Here is an 18548-nt window from a genome sequence, read left to right as displayed (position 1 = left end):
ACCAAAGATTTGAATGCCAACAAAACCAATAGCATTAAGTATATCTGTTAACTAGGTTTTTACTGTCCGAAATTTGGGCTAATTTAGGTAAATTAAGTGAATAAAAAGCCGTGCATAAAGATACACGGCTTTTTTAAGCTCAATTAAAAATTAAGCTTCAGCAATTACGATTACTTTGATCGTAGCTGTAACGTCAGAGTGTACTTGGATAGCTACATCGAACTCGCCAGTCTCACGGATAGTACCAAGAGGTAGACGAACTTCTGACTTAGATACCTCAACACCTACTGCAGAGATAGCATCAGCAATATCGCGAGTACCGATAGAACCGAATAGCTTACCTTCGTCACCCGCTTTAGAAACTAGAGTTACTTCAGCTAGTGCTTCTAGTTTTTCAGCGCGTGCCTGTGCAGCAACTAGCTCTTCAGCGATTTTCGCTTCAAGCTCAGCGCGACGTGCTTCGAAAGTTTCAATGTTAGATTTAGTTGCAGGAACTGCTTTACCCTTAGGGAATAAGAAGTTACGTGCGAAGCCAGATTTAACATTAACCTGATCACCTAGGCTACCTAGGTTTGCAATTTTGTCTAGTAGAATAACTTGCATGTCTCTACACCTTTTAAAAACTAGTAATCAGCTGCTTACTTGTGTAAGTCAGTGTATGGAAGAAGGGCTAGGTAGCGAGCACGCTTGATAGCAGTTGCTAGCTGACGCTGGTATTTAGCGCTAGTACCTGTGATACGGCTAGGTACGATTTTGCCACTTTCTGTTACGTAGTTTCTAAGAGTAGCCAGATCTTTGTAATCAATTTGTTGTACGCCTTCCGCTTTAAAACGGCAGAACTTACGACGTCTGAAATAACGTGCCATGAGTAATTTCCTCAATTAATTCTTTCAATATGTTGTGCGTGCAATACCAGCTGACTCAAGCCATTTCGGCTCTCGTGGCGATTTATAAAACCGCGAACTTGTAATGCTTGCCCAACGTATAAATGCTCAGTTTGGTTTCGGAACTGTTCTCCACTGGCAACCACTTGAATACGCACGTAGGCATTTCGAGTAAGGTCAGCCTCTAATTGCATTGATTTGTGCTCAAGTACAAATATGCAATGTGGGATCCCAGCAGGGCTTTGACTAAATTTTGGTGTTTTACAAATCACGCCCGAAAGCAGATATTGATTGGTATACAGGTCAACCTGATTACTCACCATTACCTCGAAAGGTTAGTCAAATCCGAAATCAACAACGATTAAGCAGAAGCTGCTTCTTTTTTCTCTTCTTTTGCAAGAGGAGACGCTTCAGTTACCGCGTTTTTAGTACGCATAACTAGGTTACGAAGCACTGCATCGTTGTAGCGGAAAGAAGTTTCAAGCTCGTTGATTACTTCAGTTGGTGCTTCAACGTTCAATAGAACATAGTGTGCTTTGTGAAGCTTTTCGATTGGGTAAGCCAGTTGACGACGACCCCAGTCTTCTAGACGGTGAATAGTACCGCCAGCTTCAGTGATAGCACCAGTATAACGCTCGATCATACCAGGTACTTGCTCACTTTGGTCTGGGTGAACCATGAATACGATTTCGTAATGACGCATGGATATTCCTTACGGTTAGTATAGCCTTGTCCCGTTTCGGCCAGTCGGGGTAAGGCAAGGAACGATAATAGTAAGGCCGAAAGAGCGCGTATTTTACGCGTAGCATTAAAATTAAGCAATCAGTTTGTTATGAAAAATTGGTGGAATAAGACTATATCTGCAAGGATTTTTTAGAGTGACTGAAAAGTAAGAATATTTAGGGGGAGTTGGAGCGGCACACGAGGTTCGAACTCGTGACCTCGACCTTGGCAAGGTCGCGCTCTACCAGCTGAGCTAGTGCCGCATTCCATAGTTAGCTCATTATATTGTCGGTAATTACGCAAGGTCGCGTTGATTACCTGTAGCAGCTGAGCTAGTGCCGCATTCCGATATAGCTCTTAGTTTTCCGCTGGGCGCAACCTTGAGGTCGCGTCTAACGTTTTAGCAGCTGAGCTAATGCCGCATCACATTCTTTATTTTTTCAGTTGAATATTAACTGAGAAGTTTGGAGCGGCACACGAGGTTCGAACTCGTGACCTCGACCTTGGCAAGGTCGCGCTCTACCAGCTGAGCTAGTGCCGCATTCCATAGTTAGCTCATTATATTGTCGGTAATTACGCAAGGTCGCGTTGATTACCTACTGCAGCTGAGCTAATGCCGCATCACATCATATTCTTTATTTTTTCAGTCGAATATAAACTGAGAAGTTTGGAGCGGCACACGAGGTTCGAACTCGTGACCTCGACCTTGGCAAGGTCGCGCTCTACCAGCTGAGCTAGTGCCGCATTCCGATATAGCTCTTAATTTTCCGCTGGGCGCGTCCTTGAGGTCGCGTCTAACGTTTTAGCAGCTGAGCTAATGCCGCATCACATCATATTCTTTATTTTTTCAGTCGAATATAAACTGAGAAGTTTGGAGCGGCACACGAGGTTCGAACTCGTGACCTCGACCTTGGCAAGGTCGCGCTCTACCAGCTGAGCTAGTGCCGCATTCCGATATAGCTCTTAGTTTTCCGCTGGGCGCAACCTTGAGGTCGCGTCTAACGTTTTAGCAGCTGAGCTAGTGCCGCATTCCGATATAGCTCTTAGTTTTCCGCTGGGCGCAACCTTGAGGTCGCGTCTAACGTTTTAGCAGCTGAGCTAGTGCCGCGCTTGGGCTAAAAACCCCGCAGGGCTTGTCGTCTCAAGCGGGGCAGGATTCTACAAGATAAAATTTGCTTTGCAAGTATTTTTTTAAACTTTGAAGAATTTTTCTTGGTAAACTTTCAGCTCCATGATGGAGTCTTTGATATCATCCAGTGCTAAGTGAGAGCTTTTTTTCTTTATCTCACCCAATAGCTCAGGTTTCCAGCGTCTCGCAAGTTCTTTTATCGTACTGACGTCCAAATTGCGATAGTGGAAATAAGCTTCCAGCTCTGGCATGTATTTGTTGAGGAATCTACGGTCTTGACCAATAGAATTACCACACATTGGAGAAGCACCTGGCGGCACCCACTCTTTAAGGAAATCAAGTGTTTGCTTAACTGCATCTGCTTCCGTGAACTTACTCGCCTTACAGCGAGCAGTCAGACCTGAGCGACCATGTTGATTGGTGCACCACTCATCCATATTGTCCAACAGCTCATCACTTTGATGAATTGCCACTACTGGACCTTCAGCTAAAACATTGAGATCACCATCTGTGATCACCGTCGCGATTTCTAAGATTTTATCTGTTTTCGGTTCTAGCCCCGTCATCTCTAGATCGAGCCAGATCAAGTTTGATTCATGAAAAGTCATACTTTACCTTAGCGGTACTTTCCTTTAGATCCAATGCAATTAGATATATCATATTAGTTTAAACACTCGACCTAAAGCTTTTTTTACCATGCGCGGCGTTTTATTGATTTATAGCCTAAATTTGAACGCTCTGCACGCCTAAGCTTAAACAGATTATAAACATGGCAAAGAAAAAGAAACTCAGTAAGGGCCAATCCCGTCGGATTAGAGCCAATCATCAGAAGCGAATCGATAAAGCGAAAGAGACAGAAGTATCTGATGTTTCATGGCAAAACGACAACTTAGGGCCAACAGAAGCCGCAGTGGTGATCAGCCGCTTCGGCCAACATGCGGATATAGAAACCACAGACCAAGAGGTTTTGCGTTGCAATATTCGTCGTACCGTAACAAGCTTAGTTTGCGGTGATGAAGTCATTTTTCGTCGTGCCAAGGTCAGTGATGGTGACTTAGCCGGCGTAATTGAGGCTGTGCATGAAAGGCGCACACAACTCACTCGTCCAGATTTTTATGACGGTGTGAAAGTTGTCGCTGCGAATATTGACCAAATATTGATGGTGTCGGCCGTTGTGCCGGAATTTACCCCTCAAATCATCGATCGCTACTTAGTCGCTTGTGAGGATATGGGGATAGAGCCGATTTTATTACTCAATAAAATTGATTTGCTTGACCAAGAAAGCCTCGAATATATTGATGAAGTCTTAGATATATATCGTGAGCTTGGCTATCGCGTACTGTTAGTCAGTACAAAATCAGGCGAAGGCATTGACGAGTTAAAACACATGCTTGAGGACAAAAATAATATTTTTGTTGGTCAATCAGGGGTTGGCAAATCAACATTGGTCAATACGGTACTGCCCAATGCAGATATTCTCACCAAAGAAGTCTCCGAAAATAGCGGCTTAGGACAACATACAACCACAGTATCGCGCTTACACCACTTGCCGTCCGGTGGAAACCTGATCGACAGCCCTGGGATCCGTGAGTTCGGCCTATGGCACTTAGACGTGGAACGCGTCACTTGGTGCTTTAAAGANAGGGAATTTATTGGTGGCTGCCGCTTTAGAGACTGTAAACACCTGAACGATCCGGGATGTTTACTTCGTGAAGCCGTAGATGAAGGTAAAATCAGCGAATTACGTTTTGAAAGTTACCATCGTATTTTAGAATCTATGGCTGATGGCCGCGCAGGTGCGCGCGCGCCGAGAGTCTGATAATATTTGCTAAATTGGCTCAATGACTTGAGCCCGATAGCCACTTCGCAATACAAAAAAGCGAAAGTGACAAGACTAATAATTAGGAACTGTTAAAAGTGAATTTGGATAAACTAAAAATTGCCATGCAATATGCATTACCTAAACATGCGGTTTCTCGTTTGGTTGGTAAGCTTGCCGCAGCAGAAGCTGGCACCTTAACTACAAAGCTAATTAAGCTGTTTATCAAACAATATAAAATCGACATGAGCGAGGCATTGCACGAAGATCCAGCTCACTATAAAACCTTTAACGAGTTTTTTACCCGTCCACTGAAGCCGGGGATCCGTCCTTTGGCAGAAGATAGCGATATCCTTGCCCACCCAGTTGATGGTGCAATCAGCCAACTTGGTGATGTTATCGATGGCCAGATTATCCAAGCTAAGGGTCACAACTACAGCTTACAGACGCTACTAGGCGGTAAAGAAGAAGACGTTGCGCCTTATGTTGGTGGTAAGTTTGCAACGATTTATCTAGCGCCGAAGGATTATCACCGTATCCACATGCCGGTTGATGGCACACTTCGTAAGATGATTTATGTACCGGGCGATTTGTTCTCAGTAAATCCACTTACCGCGCAAAATGTGCCTAATTTATTTGCTCGTAACGAGCGAGTTGTTGCTATTTTTGACACTGAGATTGGTCCGCTTTCTATGGTATTGGTTGGTGCAACTATCGTCGCGAGCATTGAGACGATTTGGGCAGGTACAGTGACACCACCCGCTGGAAGAGACGTCTTTACTTGGACATATCCAGCAGAAGGTGACAACGCGATAACGCTGAAAAAAGGCGAAGAGATGGGTCGCTTTAAACTTGGCTCTACCGTGATCTTAGCGTGGGGGGCAAATAAGGCTGAGTTCTTAGATAGTCAAAACCCAGAGACCGTCACACGCATGGGTACGCCTTTCGCAAAAATAGCAGAGTAAACTACTGTATTAGTGGCTTGAAACTATCTCAAGCCACAACATTCACACTCGGGGTTTTTACTGAGCCCATACTGCTTTTGCTGCAAACTCATACCATCTAGCGTACAAAATACGCTTCCTTGGTGATGTCCAAGTAGCACGTTTATGGTCAATAAAGCTTGCTGCGCACCGATCACCCCCAGTAATGGACTAATGACGCCAAAGTTGTCACAATTCTCCACTAGTGTTTGCGAACCCTCAGGGAAAACGCAAGCATAACAAGGTGACTCAGTCCTAAAATCAAAGCACATGAGTTGGCCTTGCGTGGCAATCGCGGCGCCTGCTATCAACACCTTGCTCGCTTGATGACAATACCTATTGAGCAAATAGCGGGTAGTAAAGTTATCGCTGCAATCCAAGACAATATCGGCATCACGGAGCAACTCGGCGACGTTCTTATCAGTCAATCTCGCATTAATTGGTACTAGTGTGATCTCGTTGTTGAGACTTGCCAGCACCTTTCCAGCTGCTTTGGCTTTTTGCTGACCAAGGTGGTTCACCTTATACAGAATTTGCCTTTGTAAGTTAGACAATTCCACGTCGTCATCATCAACAAAAGTAAGTTTACCAATGCCACTCGCCGCTAAGTAAAACAACGCGGGGCTTCCCAGCCCACCGCAGCCCACCACAGCCACATGCGCCTGTTTCAATGCGAGTTGGCCTTGCTCACCGACCTCTTTTAACAGCAAATGGCGACTATACCTTAGCCGCTCTTTGTCATTGAGTTCAGTCATGCCGCGCCATAGCTTGCTTTAATTCAAGTACAGCTTGCTGTGGGTCTTGGGCCTCAGTGATAGCTCTTACAACCGCGATACTAGATACGCCAGTTGCAGCCACTTCTGGCACGCGACTAAGATCAATGCCTCCAATAGCGACTGTTGGATAGCTACTTTGCATCAAAGGTACAAAATGTGTCAGCTTTTCCAGCCCTTGGATTTGGCCGGTCATGTCTTTAGTCGTGGTTGGGTAGATAGCACCAAAAGCCAAATAACTTGGGCGATAGTTATGCGCCCGGAGCATTTCATAAAAACCATGGGTCGAAATACCTAAGCGCAGCCCTGCCTCTTGGATGGCAACAAGATTAGCTTTATCGATATCCTCTTGGCCCAAATGAATTCCATAAGCGCCGTGTTTAATCGCTAACTGCCAGTAGTCGTTAATAAACACCTTCGCATCATATTTTTGTCCAAGTGCAATGGCGGTTTGTATTTCAGCTTCAAGATTAGCTTGCTCTGGATCTTTAATTCTCAGCTGCACCGTATCGACACCTAAAGCAAGGCACTTTTCCACCCAATCGGCGCTGTCCACCACGGCATAAAGCCCAATAGGGTCGTCAATACTGGCAAAGCCTGCGGCAAAATTAAACTCCTCAGGTAATGCAAACTCTAGTTCATCAGCAAGCCAAGACCCCGCTTCTATCACTTGCGGGTAATCATTAAGATCAACTGGAAAACTCGTATGCGCAACAGGGCCCACACCTTCGCCATAACGTATCGCCGCTTTTAGCCCTGCATTGATGTATGCTTTAGCGAGAATAAAAGCATCTTTAAATGGGTACTCCTTGGCCATACATGCCGCGATCACTGACGATAAACTACACCCAGTACCGTGGCTATGCGGTGTTTGAATTTTCTCATTGCCAAGCCAATACTCGGTATCTCCCGCTAAGCCATAATCAATGCAGTAGCCTTTTGGGTAATCCCAATGACCGCCTTTAATGATCACCGACTTTGCACCAAATTCACGCAATTTGGCAGCAGCCTCTTTTACCGCATCAGGGCCTATCAAATACACGCCTGTCAGCAGCTGAGTTTCGTGTGTATTGGGTGTAATGATATCCACCAGCGGTAATAAATGGGTTTTTAACGCATCCACCGTGTCTTCTTCGGTTAATGAATCCCCGCTGGTCGCGATAGCTACAGGGTCATAAACCACAAGCGGCGGTTTTGCCCATGTTGCTTTATAATGCTCAAGGTGTTCAGCAATCAGTTGGATCTGCTGAACATTGGCGAGCATGCCAATCTTTATCACCGTTGCAGGCATATCTTGCGAAAGCGCCGTCAGCTGAGAGTCGATAACCGTGGTCGAAACCGGGTTTAACGCCTCCACCCCTAAACTATTTTGCGCCGTCAACGCAGTTACTACGGTACAACAATGAACATTAAAGCTCTGCGTTGCTTTGATATCCGCTTGAATACCAGCGCCGCCGCCAGAATCAGAACCCGCAATACTCCAAACGATATGTGACAAAGAGAACTCCTTATATAGTTATCCGCAATTCAAGTTAGTTTGTGTGCCAAAAAGGCATGCCTAAGGTTGGCGTAGAAGGTGATGCCACCTCTTTTTGTGGCATTGCTTTTGCCAAATAAGACAGACGCCCTGCAACCATGCTGGCTTCAAACGCTTTTGCCATGGTGATAGGACAGCCCGCCCCTGCCACTGCCGAATTTAATAATACGGCATCATAACCTAGCTCGAGTGCTTGGCAAGCATGAGAAGGCAAGCCGAGTCCCGCGTCCACAATCAAGGTTTGATGGGGCAAACGTGTGCGGATGGTTTGTAGGTTATATGGATTTAACAGCCCTTTTCCCGTACCAATTGGCGCGCCCCAAGGCATTAAAACCTCGCATCCCAGCGCATCCAAACGCTGACACAGCACCAAATCATCAGTGCAATAGGGCAATACCTTAAAACCGTCTTTTAGCAAAATTTCGGTGGCTTCGAGCAATGCAATTGGATCTGGCTGTAAGTTATATTCATCACCAATGAGTTCAAGTTTAATCCAATCCGTGGCAAACACTTCCCGGCACATCTGCGCCAAGGTCACCGCTTCTTTTACGCTGTGACAGCCTGCCGTGTTTGGTAAGACTCGTAGTCCCATCTCTTTGATAAGCGACCAAAAGTCATCACCCGCCTGCTTAGTTTGCTGGCGTCTCAGCGACACAGTAACAATCTCAGCACCCGAGGTGGCGATGGCTGCCTGCATTACCTCTGGAGAGGGATAAAGTGCCGAGCCAATTAACATGCGGCTAGTAAATTGTTCACCATAAATAGTGAGCTTAGTATCAGTCAAAGACTGCATGTTTATCCCCCTTGAATTGGCGATAAAAGCTCAATCTTATCACCGTCGCTCAATGTCACGCTTGGCAGCTCCGTACGGGAAACAAAAGTACCATTAAGCGCGACGGCAAAAGGCGGTTTGGCACCTCTGGCTTCTATAAATTCCTGAATATTTTGCTCGCGGTTGATATTAATCGTTTCGCCATTAAATTCGACTTTCATAATAACTCCTTAGATAGTGCTTGTTTCACGATAAGCGGTGCCAGCAAATAACCGTGTCTGTATAGACCATTGATACTGATCACATTACCTTGTTGTTCAATTTTGGGGTGATTATCTTTAAACGCAGGTCTAAGCCCTGCTAATAAAGACAATACTCGCGCTTCGGCAAACCCACGATGAACTGAATAAGCAGCAGAGAGTAATTCGAGTGTAGAACGTACCGTTATCTCACCATTATCTTGCGACTCAATTTCCGTCGCACCAATAACAAACTGATGATCTGGCTTTGGCGCAATGTAAATGGGGTATCTTGGGTGCATCAAGCGCACAGGTCGAGTCAAGGTCACTTCTGGGGCATAAATTCTCGCCACTTCGCCGCGCACGCCACGAAGCCCATAACATGTGGCTTTCGCACCAAGACCGCGACAATCAATCACCCAGTCATACGCTTGACTAAGCTGCGCCTTTTGCGCTGCATCACAATGAACACCGTAGTTAATCTCTACCCCTTGCTTCGTCAATGTTGCCGCACTACTTTGATAAAACGCCTGATTATCAAGCTGGCCTTCGCAAGGTAAATACAAGCCTTGATGGAACACACCACTAAGTTCAGGTTCCAATTGTGCGATCTGAGCACCATTTACCACTTCCGCGCTATGATCTTTTAACGGTTTTAAGCGCTGCTGAAAACTCACTAAATCACCACGGTCTTGACCATGTGCCACAATAAGAGAGCCTTGCTGCTGGAAAAATACCGGGCTTTCCAGTTTCGCCAGTAATTGTGGCCAAAGTTTCATGGACTCCAGACCTTGCAGCGCCAACGCTTCATCACATATCACAGACTCAGCCAACGGCGCTAACATGGCCGCCGCCACACTACCTGCTGAGCTCTCCGTACCTTGCTTTGCTTGTTCAAACACGCTGATTTGATAACGCTCAGCGAGCATCAATGCAGCGATGCGCCCAGTTAAGCCAAAACCCAAGATAGCAACACGTGCTTGAGTAGACATAGCTACACTCCTAAAATTAGCCACCCGACGGGGATCAAGGTGGCTATGATGGGATAGGTCATATCGCTTTGTGGTAAAGCTCAGAGCCTGATTGCTTAAACTCTTCTGATTTTGCTTTCATCTCGGCTTCAACATCCACCATTTTAATGCTGATCTCTTCGCCTACATTATTAGGGTCGATGCCTCGCGCTTCTAACGCTTTCGCATAGTCGCGTACATCTTGGGTGATCTTCATCGAGCAGAATTTAGGACCACACATAGAGCAGAAGTGAGCAACTTTGCCCGATTCTTGCGGCAAGGTCTCATCGTGATATTCACGAGCACGCTCTGGATCTAGACCGAGATTAAACTGATCGTGCCAGCGGAACTCAAAACGTGCTTTAGACAGCGCATTGTCACGAACTTGAGCGCCCGGATGGCCTTTCGCCAGATCCGCTGCATGCGCCGCTATTTTGTAGGTGATCAAACCTTCTTTTACATCTTCTTTATTCGGTAAGCCTAAATGTTCTTTTGGTGTCACGTAGCACAGCATCGCACACCCATACCACGCAATTTGCGCCGCACCGATCCCTGAAGTGAAGTGATCATAACCCGGAGCGATATCGGTAGTGAGTGGGCCAAGCGTGTAAAACGGTGCTTCATCGCAGTGCTTTAGCTGCTCTTCCATATTCTCTTTGATCATATGCATCGGCACGTGTCCTGGGCCTTCAATAAAGACCTGAACATCGTGTTTCCACGCAAGCTTAGTCAACTCACCAAGGGTACGCAGTTCACTAAATTGTGCTTCATCATTGGCATCGGCAATAGAACCCGGACGCAAGCCATCACCTAACGAGAAACAAACATCGTATTGCTTTAAGATTTCACAGATGTCTTCAAAGTGCGTGTAGAGGAAGTTTTCTTTATGATGCGCTAAACACCACTTCGCCATAATTGAACCACCGCGAGACACAATACCCGTCACGCGTTTTGCCGTCATCGGCACGTAACGCAGTAGTACTCCCGCGTGGATAGTAAAGTAATCCACGCCTTGCTCAGCTTGCTCAATCAAGGTATCGCGGAAGATCTCCCACGTTAGATCTTCAGCAACACCATTTACTTTTTCTAGTGCCTGATAGATTGGAACCGTACCGATAGGCACTGGAGAGTTACGTACCACCCACTCGCGGGTTTCATGAATGTAGCGCCCTGTCGACAGATCCATTACGGTATCTGCACCCCAACGGGTCGACCATACCATTTTTTCTACTTCTTCTTCGATAGAAGAGGTCACTGATGAGTTACCGATATTGGCGTTAACTTTTACTAGGAAGTTACGTCCGATGATCATCGGCTCGGTCTCAGGGTGATTAATATTGTTTGGCAGTACAGCACGACCACGGGCAATTTCATCACGGACAAATTCAGGCGTAATAAACTCAGGAATACTGGCTCCAAACGATTGGCCTTTGTGTTGCTGCGCGAGCAATTCTTCACGCAACTTAGCGCGTCCCATATTTTCACGGATCGCTACATATTCCATTTCAGGCGTCACTATGCCTTGACGGGCGTAGTGCATTTGCGTGACATTTTTACCCGCCTTAGCACGGCGAATTTTAGGTAAATGTTCAAAGCGAATATGGTCAAGCCCTTCATCCGCCATACGCTGCTGAGAAAACTGTGACGTCACCGACTCTAGCATTTCGGTATCATCGCGCTCAACTATCCACTGCTCTCTAAATTTAGGAAGACCAGCACGAACGTCAACCGGCACTTCAGGATCTGTGTATGGACCTGAAGTATCATAAACACGAATGGGATCGTTTGATTCAAATACCGGATTTTCTTCGGTGCCACCAACAAACGAATCACTTAGCGTGATTTCACGCATACCAACGCGTACGCCTGCTTGTTCGCCCTCCACATAAACTTTATGTGAGTTTGGAAAAGGTTGGCCTCTAAGGTTATGGATAAATTCTGCCGCGGCTGCTCGCGCTTCACGACGACTTAGCTTGCTACTATTGTTTGACATGACGTCCCTCTTATTTTCATACAAAGGTGTCTTGTCAGATCTCCAAAAGGAGAGAGACGAGGATAGTCCTCGGGTAAGGTGGATAGCAATAAACCACTATTGCTACAGACAAACGCAACGCGTTTGCTGTCTTGTTCCCTACGCAGGCATTAACCTGATCAGGTCCACGGATCCCGCAAAATGCGATCTCAGCCCGAATATCTGCACACAAATTTGCTGCAAAAACTCAAGGCACTCCGACAAGTAACGAATTAGCGCCAGTCTACTTGCTAACACGAAAGCTCGCAAGCACTGACACTGGAATTCTTATTTTCAGCTTATTGTTTAATAAAACTAAACTGAGGTTTTCCTTTCAAGGTCAACTTATTAGCATTTACTTCAAGCAATACACCAATTTGTAATTGGTTGATAAGCTGTGATTCAACCTGAGCGATTTCTTCACCACAGTATTTACGCGTCATGCCTAAGTTTTTAACTTTTAGCTGCCCTTCGACAATTTCGCCTTCGCCAAAAAAGCGATTACAACCCGCAAAACCGTTGACCTGCAGTGCATCGATAAAACGAATATCAATAGGCTTTTCACCAAGTCCAGCGTCTGATTGTAACTGCGTAATATGTTGACCATTTATACTCTGTAACTGCCAAGCGGAATACTTAAGCGCTTCCGTGTCTACCTTCCCTGTCGATATACATCCACTTAGCGCCATTATTGCGCCGATTATGCTGATGAATTTCATGGTAAACCATCTATTTTATGCCCTGAGTTTATTATAACGTTTCAAGACACAAAAATTGCAGTAAAATTCTGTAAAATTGTCTTACCTGAATATTTTAACACCAACTATTTCACAAATTGCTGCTCTTCAAATAAGTGCGTAATAGCGTCTGGTAAAAACGGTCTACCGCGCTCATTCACCGAAGTCCCTGTTACCACAGCATCTAGCATTAGCTTATCGTCATGCGCTCTTATTACTTTTTGCTTAAATGCGAACTTTACTCTGCTTTCACGCTCGAGTGCGACTTCAACATAAAACTCATCACCTGGGCGTAACGAGTCTTTGTAATTCATTTCGCTCCGAATAACGACTAAGTTCACTTTTTGCTCAGCAAGCGCTGCAAAATCAACGTTATTCGCCAGTAAAAACTCATGCCTTGCATGCTCTAAATAATTAAAATACACGCTGTTATTAACTATTCCCTGTAAGTCACACTCGTAATCTCGGACTTTAAAATCGACTTTAAAACTCATATCTGGCCTATTTGTTTAACATTTTCGGGCTAACATATAACACAATTTCACTGTCAACTGGTCTGGCTTTTGTTAAACTGTGCCCAATTAAAAATGGGACAAAGATTAAGCATGAAGTTAAAACTCTCTACGATCACCTTGGCACTGCTGCCATTTTTCTCTCATCAGGTACTTGCCGACGATAACCTAGAAACCATTGTCGTCACTGGCGATTTTCAGAATGAAACTATCCAGACATTAAGTGCAAGCGCTTCTGTGGTTGACGAACTCACTATCACTAAGCGTGGTGCGCAATATTTAGATGAGATACTAGGTGCCACCGCTAACGTTAACTTTACGGCAGGTGCATCTCGTGGTCGCTTTATGCAAATCCGTGGTATCGGCTTACGTTCACAGTTTGTTGATCCTATTTATCCCAGCGTTGGCTTATTAATTGACGGTATTAATTATTCAGGATTAGGCGCAAGTGCGCTGCTTTTTGATACTGAGTCAGTGATAGTGTATCGCGGCCCTCAAGGCACTAAATTCGGTTCAGATGCTTTAGCTGGAATCGTTGAAGTAAATACCCAAGCCGCCACCACAGCGCCATCATTAAAAGTGAAATTAGGTGCAGGCAATTACGGTAGCTATGAAGCAGGCCTTGCTGCGGGCACTGGATTAAGCGACGACACCGCAGTGCGCGTCAGCCTTTATCAGCGAGAGTCTGACGGTTACGTAGATAACCTCTACCTAAACAAACCCACTCAGCAACAAGACGAGCAAGTAGCAAGAGTGAAACTTAACTCTCAAGTGAGCGACAACCTCGCACTAGAGTTCGCTTATCACCATATTGATACTGAAAACGGGTACGACGGTTTTACCCTAGATAATTCACGTAACAGCGTCGCTGATACCCCGGGCCAAGACAACCTCAGCTCCGATGCGTTTTCACTACGCGGAATTTACACTCGCTCAGACTTATTCAATATCGAATTTAAAGTATCTGGGCTAGATGCTGATACTTTATATAGCTACGACGAAGATTGGGTATGTAACGACGCAGCTCAACCAGCGCTATGTGCAGCAGGCTTGCACCCAGAAGGATACAGCTCAACCGATGCCTACGAGCGTAACCATGAAAATGGCAATATAGAGTTTTTAATCAAAGATAAGCAAAATGACTGGGTGGTAGGTGTTTTTGCAAAGCGTAACGATGTTGATTTGACCCGTCATTACACTTGGCTTGAGAACCCATTTACGTCAGCATACACCGTAGAAAGTAGAGCGATTTTTGGTCAATACGTACATCACCTATCTGACAAAACCCGTCTTATCGGTGGCCTTCGCGCGGAGCAATATGACGCTGACTATTTAGATAGTAACGGCTTTACCATTGAAACCGATGATGTAATGTGGGGCGGAAAAGTCGCACTTGAATATCAAGTTGTACCGCGCACGATGATCTACACCAGCCTTACTCGCGGTTACAAAGTCGGCGGTGTAAACGGCGAAGCACTGGCAAAAGCCAAAGATGAAGGTTTAAACATTCCGGCCGAACACCATTACTTTGACCCTGAGTATGTTTGGAACGCTGAGTTTGGCGTAAAAGGTGAATCTGAAGACAAACGTCACCTTGTGCGTGTTACCGCGTTTTATATGCAACGCGATGATATCCAGTTAAAGCAATGGCAAGTTTCTAACCAACAATTTGCAGGCTACATCGACAACGCCAGTAAAGGCAGTAACTACGGCCTAGAAGTAGAAGGCAACCTACAATACACGGACCGCCTTGGTTTTAGCTATAGCGCAGGCTATTTAGAGACCGAGATTGAAGACTTTGTGGCTGCCAGTGGCCTAAACCTTGATGGTCGTGACCAAGCACAAGCGCCAAATTATCAATACTCGTTTGCCGTCAATTACGAGTTAATGGATAACCTAGTGGTTGAATTGGGTGTGGAAGGCAAAGACAACTATTACCTCTCGGACAGTCACAACGAGCAAGCACGCAATCATAACCTAATCAACGCAAGCCTTAGTTACTATGGCGACAACTGGTCATTAACGGCTTGGGGTAGAAACCTAGCAGACGAAGACATTGTAGTGCGTGGCTTTAGGTTTGGTAATAATCCACTAGACGGCTGGCAAGACAATACCTATGTACAGTACGGCGAGCCGCGCGTTTATGGTCTAAGTTTTACTTACGAACTGTAGTACGACCCGTTTATCGCCTACACATAAGGCGATAAACGGGCACAAAAAGAAAAAAGGGGGAACGTAAAATTAGAGTAAAACGTTCCCCCTCACCGCAAAAACTCAAAAAGCAATTACCCTTTTAGTTACTCCATGCTTGGGGCACTGGAATACACCAACTCAACCAGATTATTCATCGTTTTTGACTTCTGCATGTAAGCCTTTTCCATATGGGCAAGCTCTTGCAGTTCAAACAAGGTTGTTTCCACCAGTGCTAACCATTTGGTTGTGGTGTCTGGCACCTCGTCACCCTGCCTTGCCGCCTTCTTGAGGGCATCGTAATAAATCGTTAAGTCATGATATTGGCGTAGATAATCCATATTGCTCTCCAACATGTCACTTTATTTCACACTAAAGTAACAAAAGCTTCGGGCAAAAATCTGCGCGAAGAAAATTTTTTTGAATTTATTTGTAAATTAATCAAAAACGCCAGCACCATCATAGCAACACCTCCGTTGACTCAAGAGTTACTCATCTCAGGCTTCGCCTAAAAAATCGAGCGAAGATTCATTAAATGCAACAAAATGTTCATTTTTCGACTGAATACACTTGAAAAAGAAAATTTCTACGATAGACTCGCGTTTACGGTTTAGATACAAAAATGCAACTTGGTTAAGCGAACAATAGAGACAAACAAATAGCATACATCCGGCTACATGGGGATTGATGCTGTTTGTGACGCGAGTGCGACAGGCAAAAAGGATTGAGTTGGTGGGGAAATATGATAAGCGCTTTACAGGAGACGACCTGCGCCGCATGCGCAAAGTCGCCGGCAAAACCACGCAAGAAATGGCTAACTTGGTCGGCGTGGAGCGTGGCACTTACGAAAACTACGAAAAAGGCGTCAGCAAATTTCCCTACGAATATTTTGAAGTATGGTGCGACGCCTGCGGCATCAACCTTAATCCACTTAGAGAACAAATCCTTGCCTTAAGAGACAAAATTGACGATGCCAAGTTATGGCGCAAGTCTCCAACACCACGAAATAGCAAATCAAGTAACGAGGATAATGGCTAATGAAAGACGCGCACTTTCATTGCCCCTCACCACAATGGCAAACAATAAAGTTACGAATAAGGTCCATTTGCAACACAATGTTTTCAACTTTATTGTTAAGGAGTAAAGTGGAGTGGAAATTAAACACCGCAAAACTTAACTTAGAAAGGACGTCATTATGCGCTTTTTTATAAAAAATATAGCTAACCGACTCGTAACTTTAACAGCACTTTCCCAAAAACAAGCTAACAGGGTATCTGGTGGATCGCTTGGGCCAAAAGTAAAAGATCCAAAACTCGAAAGTGACTCAGCAGCGCCAAGTAAACAATCATCACTTAGTGCTGACTCAGTTAATCAGGTGATTGGTGGAAGTGGTGGCAATAAAGTCGCAGAGCCAAAGGTAAAATGCGAACCAATAGCACAGTCATCAGATTACAAGTTTCAACTGGAGAAAAGCTCAACTACCCGAGTAGTAGGTGGAAGCAGTGGAACCAAAGGTGATGATCCAAGACTTACAACAGCATCTTCAGAACCACACACTTCTCGCCTAAAGCTAATCCAGTGTAGCGATAGTAGAAAAGTTTTTGGTGGTTCTGGTGGAGCTAAAGCTGATGATCCTAGGGTGCTATTTGCAGATGCAAAAGCTAGTACCTTCAACTTTACAGTCTTAGGTATTGATGAAATTAGAAAAACCATCGGCGGAACTGGTGGCGCAAAAATAGATGACCCTAAGTTGGAACCATCCGAAAAACCATAGGCCAAATTTACAATCACTATTAGCATCTAAAACTAAGCTTATTAACTGCTACAACACACCGAAAGCTGAAGTTATAGGGCTTACTGTAAGGAAATAAAATGCGAACATCTTGGATCTTTTTACTTATTTGTGCAGCAATTGCAGCTTCACTTTCAGTAATTTATATCCATTTCAATCATTATGCAGATACTGTAATGCTTGCCTGCATTATTATATTTTGCTTTATGGCTAAAAACCATGAAAATATAAAGCACATTGCGGCACTACTGTTAATAATGACATCTATAGAATATGGTTTAGTGAGTTACGTTGTTTCGTTAAATAGTATGGGACTACCACCTTTTCAAGGCAACCTTTTGATGTTTGGATCCCATTTCCTTGTTGATCTAACAATCCTAATGATAATGAAATATCGCGTTCGATTATCTCTTCGTTATGTTAGACGCACAGCACCTGATAATTGGCGTTCCATATATATGACTCATGCAGACCCTATCCTATATGGCATTTACTTTGCGTTTATTCTAGTTGACCTCGCGGCCTTCGGTGAAAATATTATTCGTAATTTAGAACATTTCGGCGTAGATGAAAGCTTTGCCAAACAATTCTGGAGCTGGGGCTTAATATACTATAACTACGAAATCCTAAAGTCGATTTTACTTTCCTGCGTAGTCACCACCATACTAGCTACCATTTTTGTCGAACGGCAGCGCCCTGATACGCCAGATGAGGAATTAGAAAGCGAACCCAAATAGGACAAATAAAGCCCGCTCCCGCGGGTTTTATTTTTTGTTTTACACAGATATAAAACTAAAACAGCATCCCTTCTTCAAAGTCGGATACTTTGACTAAGTTAACGCCTGTCGCCTTCTCCTCAAAAAAGATATCTGCAACCGTTTGATGAACAAAAATATACTTTACACCACCAGCTTGTTTAAAGATCAAACGTTCTTCTTCTGGGATGTTGTCTAACACTTCACTGTCTAAATGATATTTATATATCTCACAGTCCTCTAAATAATCTGGATCTAACATTTCTTCTGCTGTGAATGTTTCTATCTTTGACTTTTCCCGATCCCAACAGTCAAGTTCTTGCCAAAAGTTCATATACCAATAGTCTTCTATATAAGCTCCTTCATCATTAATAAAAACAGCAGGATAAAGTTGCATATCTTTTAGATATAAAAACTTTAACTTATCTCTTATTTTTGAGTTTATAATAGGTACTGTAGCATCAAAAAATACGTCCAAAATTGGACGTGTAAAATTATTTAAAGCATCCCTTTCCTTGTAAAAGTTCTCAAAAAAAAGAGGCTCATCTCCCCAATTAAGCTTTTTAATACCAAAGTGACGAGTCGCACTTCGCTCTAGCGGCATTGTATACAATGTATTTTCATTGTAATCCGTGAGAAGTATATAGTATTCTTCATTGTAATTTTTTGACATTTAATTTTA

Annotated in this window: 21 protein-coding genes, 4 tRNA genes and 1 riboswitch; of the genes, 6 read left to right on the top strand and 19 right to left on the bottom strand. The window is 44.4% G+C overall.

The annotated features are described in order from the left end of the window. Positions 1 to 150: 150 nt before the first annotated feature. The 9 genes from rplI to orn form a co-directional block, all read right to left on the bottom strand. Positions 151 to 603 carry a 50S ribosomal protein L9 gene (gene rplI, locus CKO50_RS01025; protein WP_010368808.1) on the bottom strand — a complete coding sequence of 151 codons (453 nt, stop codon included), beginning with the start codon at positions 601 to 603 and terminating at the stop codon, positions 151 to 153. 35 nt (positions 604 to 638) lie between these two features. Then, positions 639 to 866, bottom strand: coding sequence for a 30S ribosomal protein S18 (rpsR, locus tag CKO50_RS01020; RefSeq protein WP_002962753.1), 228 nt, complete (start codon positions 864 to 866; stop codon positions 639 to 641). Positions 867 to 877: 11 nt separating this feature from the next. After that, the gene (gene priB / locus CKO50_RS01015) at positions 878 to 1207 is read right to left on the bottom strand and encodes a primosomal replication protein N (RefSeq protein WP_010368809.1); all 330 of its coding nucleotides are present in this window, start codon (positions 1205 to 1207) and stop codon (positions 878 to 880) included. Between the two features lie 38 nt (positions 1208 to 1245). After that, on the bottom strand, positions 1246 to 1587 hold the full coding sequence (gene rpsF / locus CKO50_RS01010) for a 30S ribosomal protein S6 (protein ID WP_010368810.1): 342 nt from the start codon (positions 1585 to 1587) through the stop codon (positions 1246 to 1248). A gap of 207 nt (positions 1588 to 1794) precedes the next feature. Further along, a tRNA-Gly gene (locus CKO50_RS01005) sits at positions 1795 to 1870 on the bottom strand. Between the two features lie 202 nt (positions 1871 to 2072). Next, a tRNA-Gly gene (locus CKO50_RS01000) sits at positions 2073 to 2148 on the bottom strand. Positions 2149 to 2275: 127 nt separating this feature from the next. Next, positions 2276 to 2351, bottom strand: a tRNA-Gly gene (locus CKO50_RS00995). 128 nt (positions 2352 to 2479) lie between these two features. Next, a tRNA-Gly gene (locus tag CKO50_RS00990) sits at positions 2480 to 2555 on the bottom strand. A 243-nt stretch (positions 2556 to 2798) separates the two neighbouring features. Further along, positions 2799 to 3344 (bottom strand): oligoribonuclease, encoded by a 546-nt coding sequence (orn, locus tag CKO50_RS00985; protein ID WP_010607090.1) that lies wholly within the window; start codon positions 3342 to 3344, stop codon positions 2799 to 2801. A 161-nt stretch (positions 3345 to 3505) separates the two neighbouring features. On the opposite strand from orn, the gene rsgA reads away from it, so the two are divergent. Both rsgA and asd read left to right on the top strand, forming a co-directional pair. Next, the gene (gene rsgA / locus CKO50_RS00980) at positions 3506 to 4555 is read left to right on the top strand and encodes a small ribosomal subunit biogenesis GTPase RsgA (RefSeq protein WP_095726653.1); all 1050 of its coding nucleotides are present in this window, start codon (positions 3506 to 3508) and stop codon (positions 4553 to 4555) included. A 98-nt stretch (positions 4556 to 4653) separates the two neighbouring features. Then, positions 4654 to 5520: an archaetidylserine decarboxylase gene (asd, locus tag CKO50_RS00975; protein WP_095726652.1), complete on the top strand. Its 867-nt coding sequence runs from the start codon at positions 4654 to 4656 to the stop codon at positions 5518 to 5520. Between the two features lie 23 nt (positions 5521 to 5543). On the opposite strand, the gene CKO50_RS00970 is transcribed toward asd, so the two are convergent. The 8 genes from CKO50_RS00970 to CKO50_RS00935 all read right to left on the bottom strand — a co-directional run bounded on the left by CKO50_RS00970 (position 5544) and on the right by CKO50_RS00935 (position 13111). Then, entirely contained in the window at positions 5544 to 6293 is a 750-nt protein-coding gene (locus tag CKO50_RS00970; protein WP_095726651.1) for a HesA/MoeB/ThiF family protein, read from the bottom strand. Next, positions 6286 to 7809 (bottom strand): thiamine phosphate synthase, encoded by a 1524-nt coding sequence (thiE, locus tag CKO50_RS00965; protein ID WP_095726650.1) that lies wholly within the window; start codon positions 7807 to 7809, stop codon positions 6286 to 6288. The genes CKO50_RS00970 and thiE overlap by 8 nt, the downstream gene beginning before the upstream one ends. Positions 7810 to 7843: 34 nt before the next feature. Then, positions 7844 to 8641 carry a thiazole synthase gene (locus CKO50_RS00960; RefSeq protein WP_095726649.1) on the bottom strand — a complete coding sequence of 266 codons (798 nt, stop codon included), beginning with the start codon at positions 8639 to 8641 and terminating at the stop codon, positions 7844 to 7846. A 2-nt stretch (positions 8642 to 8643) separates the two neighbouring features. Continuing rightward, positions 8644 to 8841, bottom strand: a complete 198-nt coding sequence (gene thiS, locus CKO50_RS00955; RefSeq protein WP_010368823.1) for a sulfur carrier protein ThiS — start codon at positions 8839 to 8841, stop codon at positions 8644 to 8646. Then, the gene (locus CKO50_RS00950; RefSeq protein WP_095726648.1) at positions 8838 to 9851 is read right to left on the bottom strand and encodes an FAD-dependent oxidoreductase; all 1014 of its coding nucleotides are present in this window, start codon (positions 9849 to 9851) and stop codon (positions 8838 to 8840) included. Before CKO50_RS00950 ends, thiS begins: the two co-directional genes overlap by 4 nt. Before the next feature lie 58 nt (positions 9852 to 9909). Further along, entirely contained in the window at positions 9910 to 11862 is a 1953-nt protein-coding gene (gene thiC / locus CKO50_RS00945; RefSeq protein ID WP_095726647.1) for a phosphomethylpyrimidine synthase ThiC, read from the bottom strand. A 118-nt stretch (positions 11863 to 11980) separates the two neighbouring features. Further along, positions 11981 to 12111: riboswitch (TPP riboswitch) on the bottom strand. Positions 12112 to 12179: 68 nt separating this feature from the next. Then, the gene (locus tag CKO50_RS00940) at positions 12180 to 12599 is read right to left on the bottom strand and encodes an META domain-containing protein (protein ID WP_010607082.1); all 420 of its coding nucleotides are present in this window, start codon (positions 12597 to 12599) and stop codon (positions 12180 to 12182) included. 104 nt (positions 12600 to 12703) lie between these two features. Continuing rightward, the gene (locus tag CKO50_RS00935; RefSeq protein WP_010607081.1) at positions 12704 to 13111 is read right to left on the bottom strand and encodes a thioesterase family protein; all 408 of its coding nucleotides are present in this window, start codon (positions 13109 to 13111) and stop codon (positions 12704 to 12706) included. A gap of 111 nt (positions 13112 to 13222) precedes the next feature. On the opposite strand from CKO50_RS00935, the gene CKO50_RS00930 reads away from it, so the two are divergent. Next, on the top strand, positions 13223 to 15301 hold the full coding sequence (locus CKO50_RS00930) for a TonB-dependent receptor (RefSeq protein WP_095726646.1): 2079 nt from the start codon (positions 13223 to 13225) through the stop codon (positions 15299 to 15301). Between the two features lie 125 nt (positions 15302 to 15426). Here the strand turns inward: CKO50_RS00930 and CKO50_RS00925 are convergent, their stop codons facing one another. Further along, positions 15427 to 15660: a hypothetical protein gene (locus CKO50_RS00925; protein ID WP_010607079.1), complete on the bottom strand. Its 234-nt coding sequence runs from the start codon at positions 15658 to 15660 to the stop codon at positions 15427 to 15429. 346 nt (positions 15661 to 16006) lie between these two features. Between CKO50_RS00925 and CKO50_RS00920 the strand changes: the two genes are divergently transcribed. From CKO50_RS00920 to CKO50_RS00910, 3 genes are all read left to right on the top strand, one after another. Beyond that, complete coding sequence (locus CKO50_RS00920) at positions 16007 to 16357, top strand: helix-turn-helix transcriptional regulator (protein WP_095726645.1); 351 nt, start codon at positions 16007 to 16009, stop codon at positions 16355 to 16357. Between the two features lie 157 nt (positions 16358 to 16514). Further along, complete coding sequence (locus tag CKO50_RS00915; RefSeq protein ID WP_095726644.1) at positions 16515 to 17093, top strand: hypothetical protein; 579 nt, start codon at positions 16515 to 16517, stop codon at positions 17091 to 17093. 98 nt (positions 17094 to 17191) lie between these two features. Next, positions 17192 to 17848 carry a hypothetical protein gene (locus tag CKO50_RS00910; RefSeq protein ID WP_095726643.1) on the top strand — a complete coding sequence of 219 codons (657 nt, stop codon included), beginning with the start codon at positions 17192 to 17194 and terminating at the stop codon, positions 17846 to 17848. Positions 17849 to 17903: 55 nt separating this feature from the next. Here the strand turns inward: CKO50_RS00910 and CKO50_RS00905 are convergent, their stop codons facing one another. Next, positions 17904 to 18539 (bottom strand): DUF1629 domain-containing protein, encoded by a 636-nt coding sequence (locus CKO50_RS00905; protein ID WP_095726642.1) that lies wholly within the window; start codon positions 18537 to 18539, stop codon positions 17904 to 17906. Between the last annotated feature and the right edge of the window lie 9 nt (positions 18540 to 18548).

This window comes from Pseudoalteromonas sp. HM-SA03, assembly GCF_002289345.1.
GTDB lineage: Bacteria > Pseudomonadota > Gammaproteobacteria > Enterobacterales > Alteromonadaceae > Pseudoalteromonas.
This window is presented reverse-complemented; position numbering and strand designations above follow the sequence as displayed.

Coding starts and splice junctions, on each gene's coding strand:
- rplI (WP_010368808.1), bottom strand. CDS start 603: ATGCAAGTTATTCTACTAGACAAAATTGCAAACCTAGGTAGCCTAGGT.
- rpsR (WP_002962753.1), bottom strand. CDS start 866: ATGGCACGTTATTTCAGACGTCGTAAGTTCTGCCGTTTTAAAGCGGAA.
- priB (WP_010368809.1), bottom strand. CDS start 1,207: ATGGTGAGTAATCAGGTTGACCTGTATACCAATCAATATCTGCTTTCG.
- rpsF (WP_010368810.1), bottom strand. CDS start 1,587: ATGCGTCATTACGAAATCGTATTCATGGTTCACCCAGACCAAAGTGAG.
- orn (WP_010607090.1), bottom strand. CDS start 3,344: ATGACTTTTCATGAATCAAACTTGATCTGGCTCGATCTAGAGATGACG.
- CKO50_RS00970 (WP_095726651.1), bottom strand. CDS start 6,293: ATGACTGAACTCAATGACAAAGAGCGGCTAAGGTATAGTCGCCATTTG.
- CKO50_RS00960 (WP_095726649.1), bottom strand. CDS start 8,641: ATGCAGTCTTTGACTGATACTAAGCTCACTATTTATGGTGAACAATTT.
- thiS (WP_010368823.1), bottom strand. CDS start 8,841: ATGAAAGTCGAATTTAATGGCGAAACGATTAATATCAACCGCGAGCAA.
- CKO50_RS00950 (WP_095726648.1), bottom strand. CDS start 9,851: ATGTCTACTCAAGCACGTGTTGCTATCTTGGGTTTTGGCTTAACTGGG.
- thiC (WP_095726647.1), bottom strand. CDS start 11,862: ATGTCAAACAATAGTAGCAAGCTAAGTCGTCGTGAAGCGCGAGCAGCC.
- CKO50_RS00940 (WP_010607082.1), bottom strand. CDS start 12,599: ATGAAATTCATCAGCATAATCGGCGCAATAATGGCGCTAAGTGGATGT.
- CKO50_RS00935 (WP_010607081.1), bottom strand. CDS start 13,111: ATGAGTTTTAAAGTCGATTTTAAAGTCCGAGATTACGAGTGTGACTTA.
- CKO50_RS00930 (WP_095726646.1), top strand. CDS start 13,223: ATGAAGTTAAAACTCTCTACGATCACCTTGGCACTGCTGCCATTTTTC.
- CKO50_RS00925 (WP_010607079.1), bottom strand. CDS start 15,660: ATGGATTATCTACGCCAATATCATGACTTAACGATTTATTACGATGCC.
- CKO50_RS00920 (WP_095726645.1), top strand. CDS start 16,007: ATGCTGTTTGTGACGCGAGTGCGACAGGCAAAAAGGATTGAGTTGGTG.
- CKO50_RS00915 (WP_095726644.1), top strand. CDS start 16,515: ATGCGCTTTTTTATAAAAAATATAGCTAACCGACTCGTAACTTTAACA.
- CKO50_RS00910 (WP_095726643.1), top strand. CDS start 17,192: ATGCGAACATCTTGGATCTTTTTACTTATTTGTGCAGCAATTGCAGCT.
- CKO50_RS00905 (WP_095726642.1), bottom strand. CDS start 18,539: ATGTCAAAAAATTACAATGAAGAATACTATATACTTCTCACGGATTAC.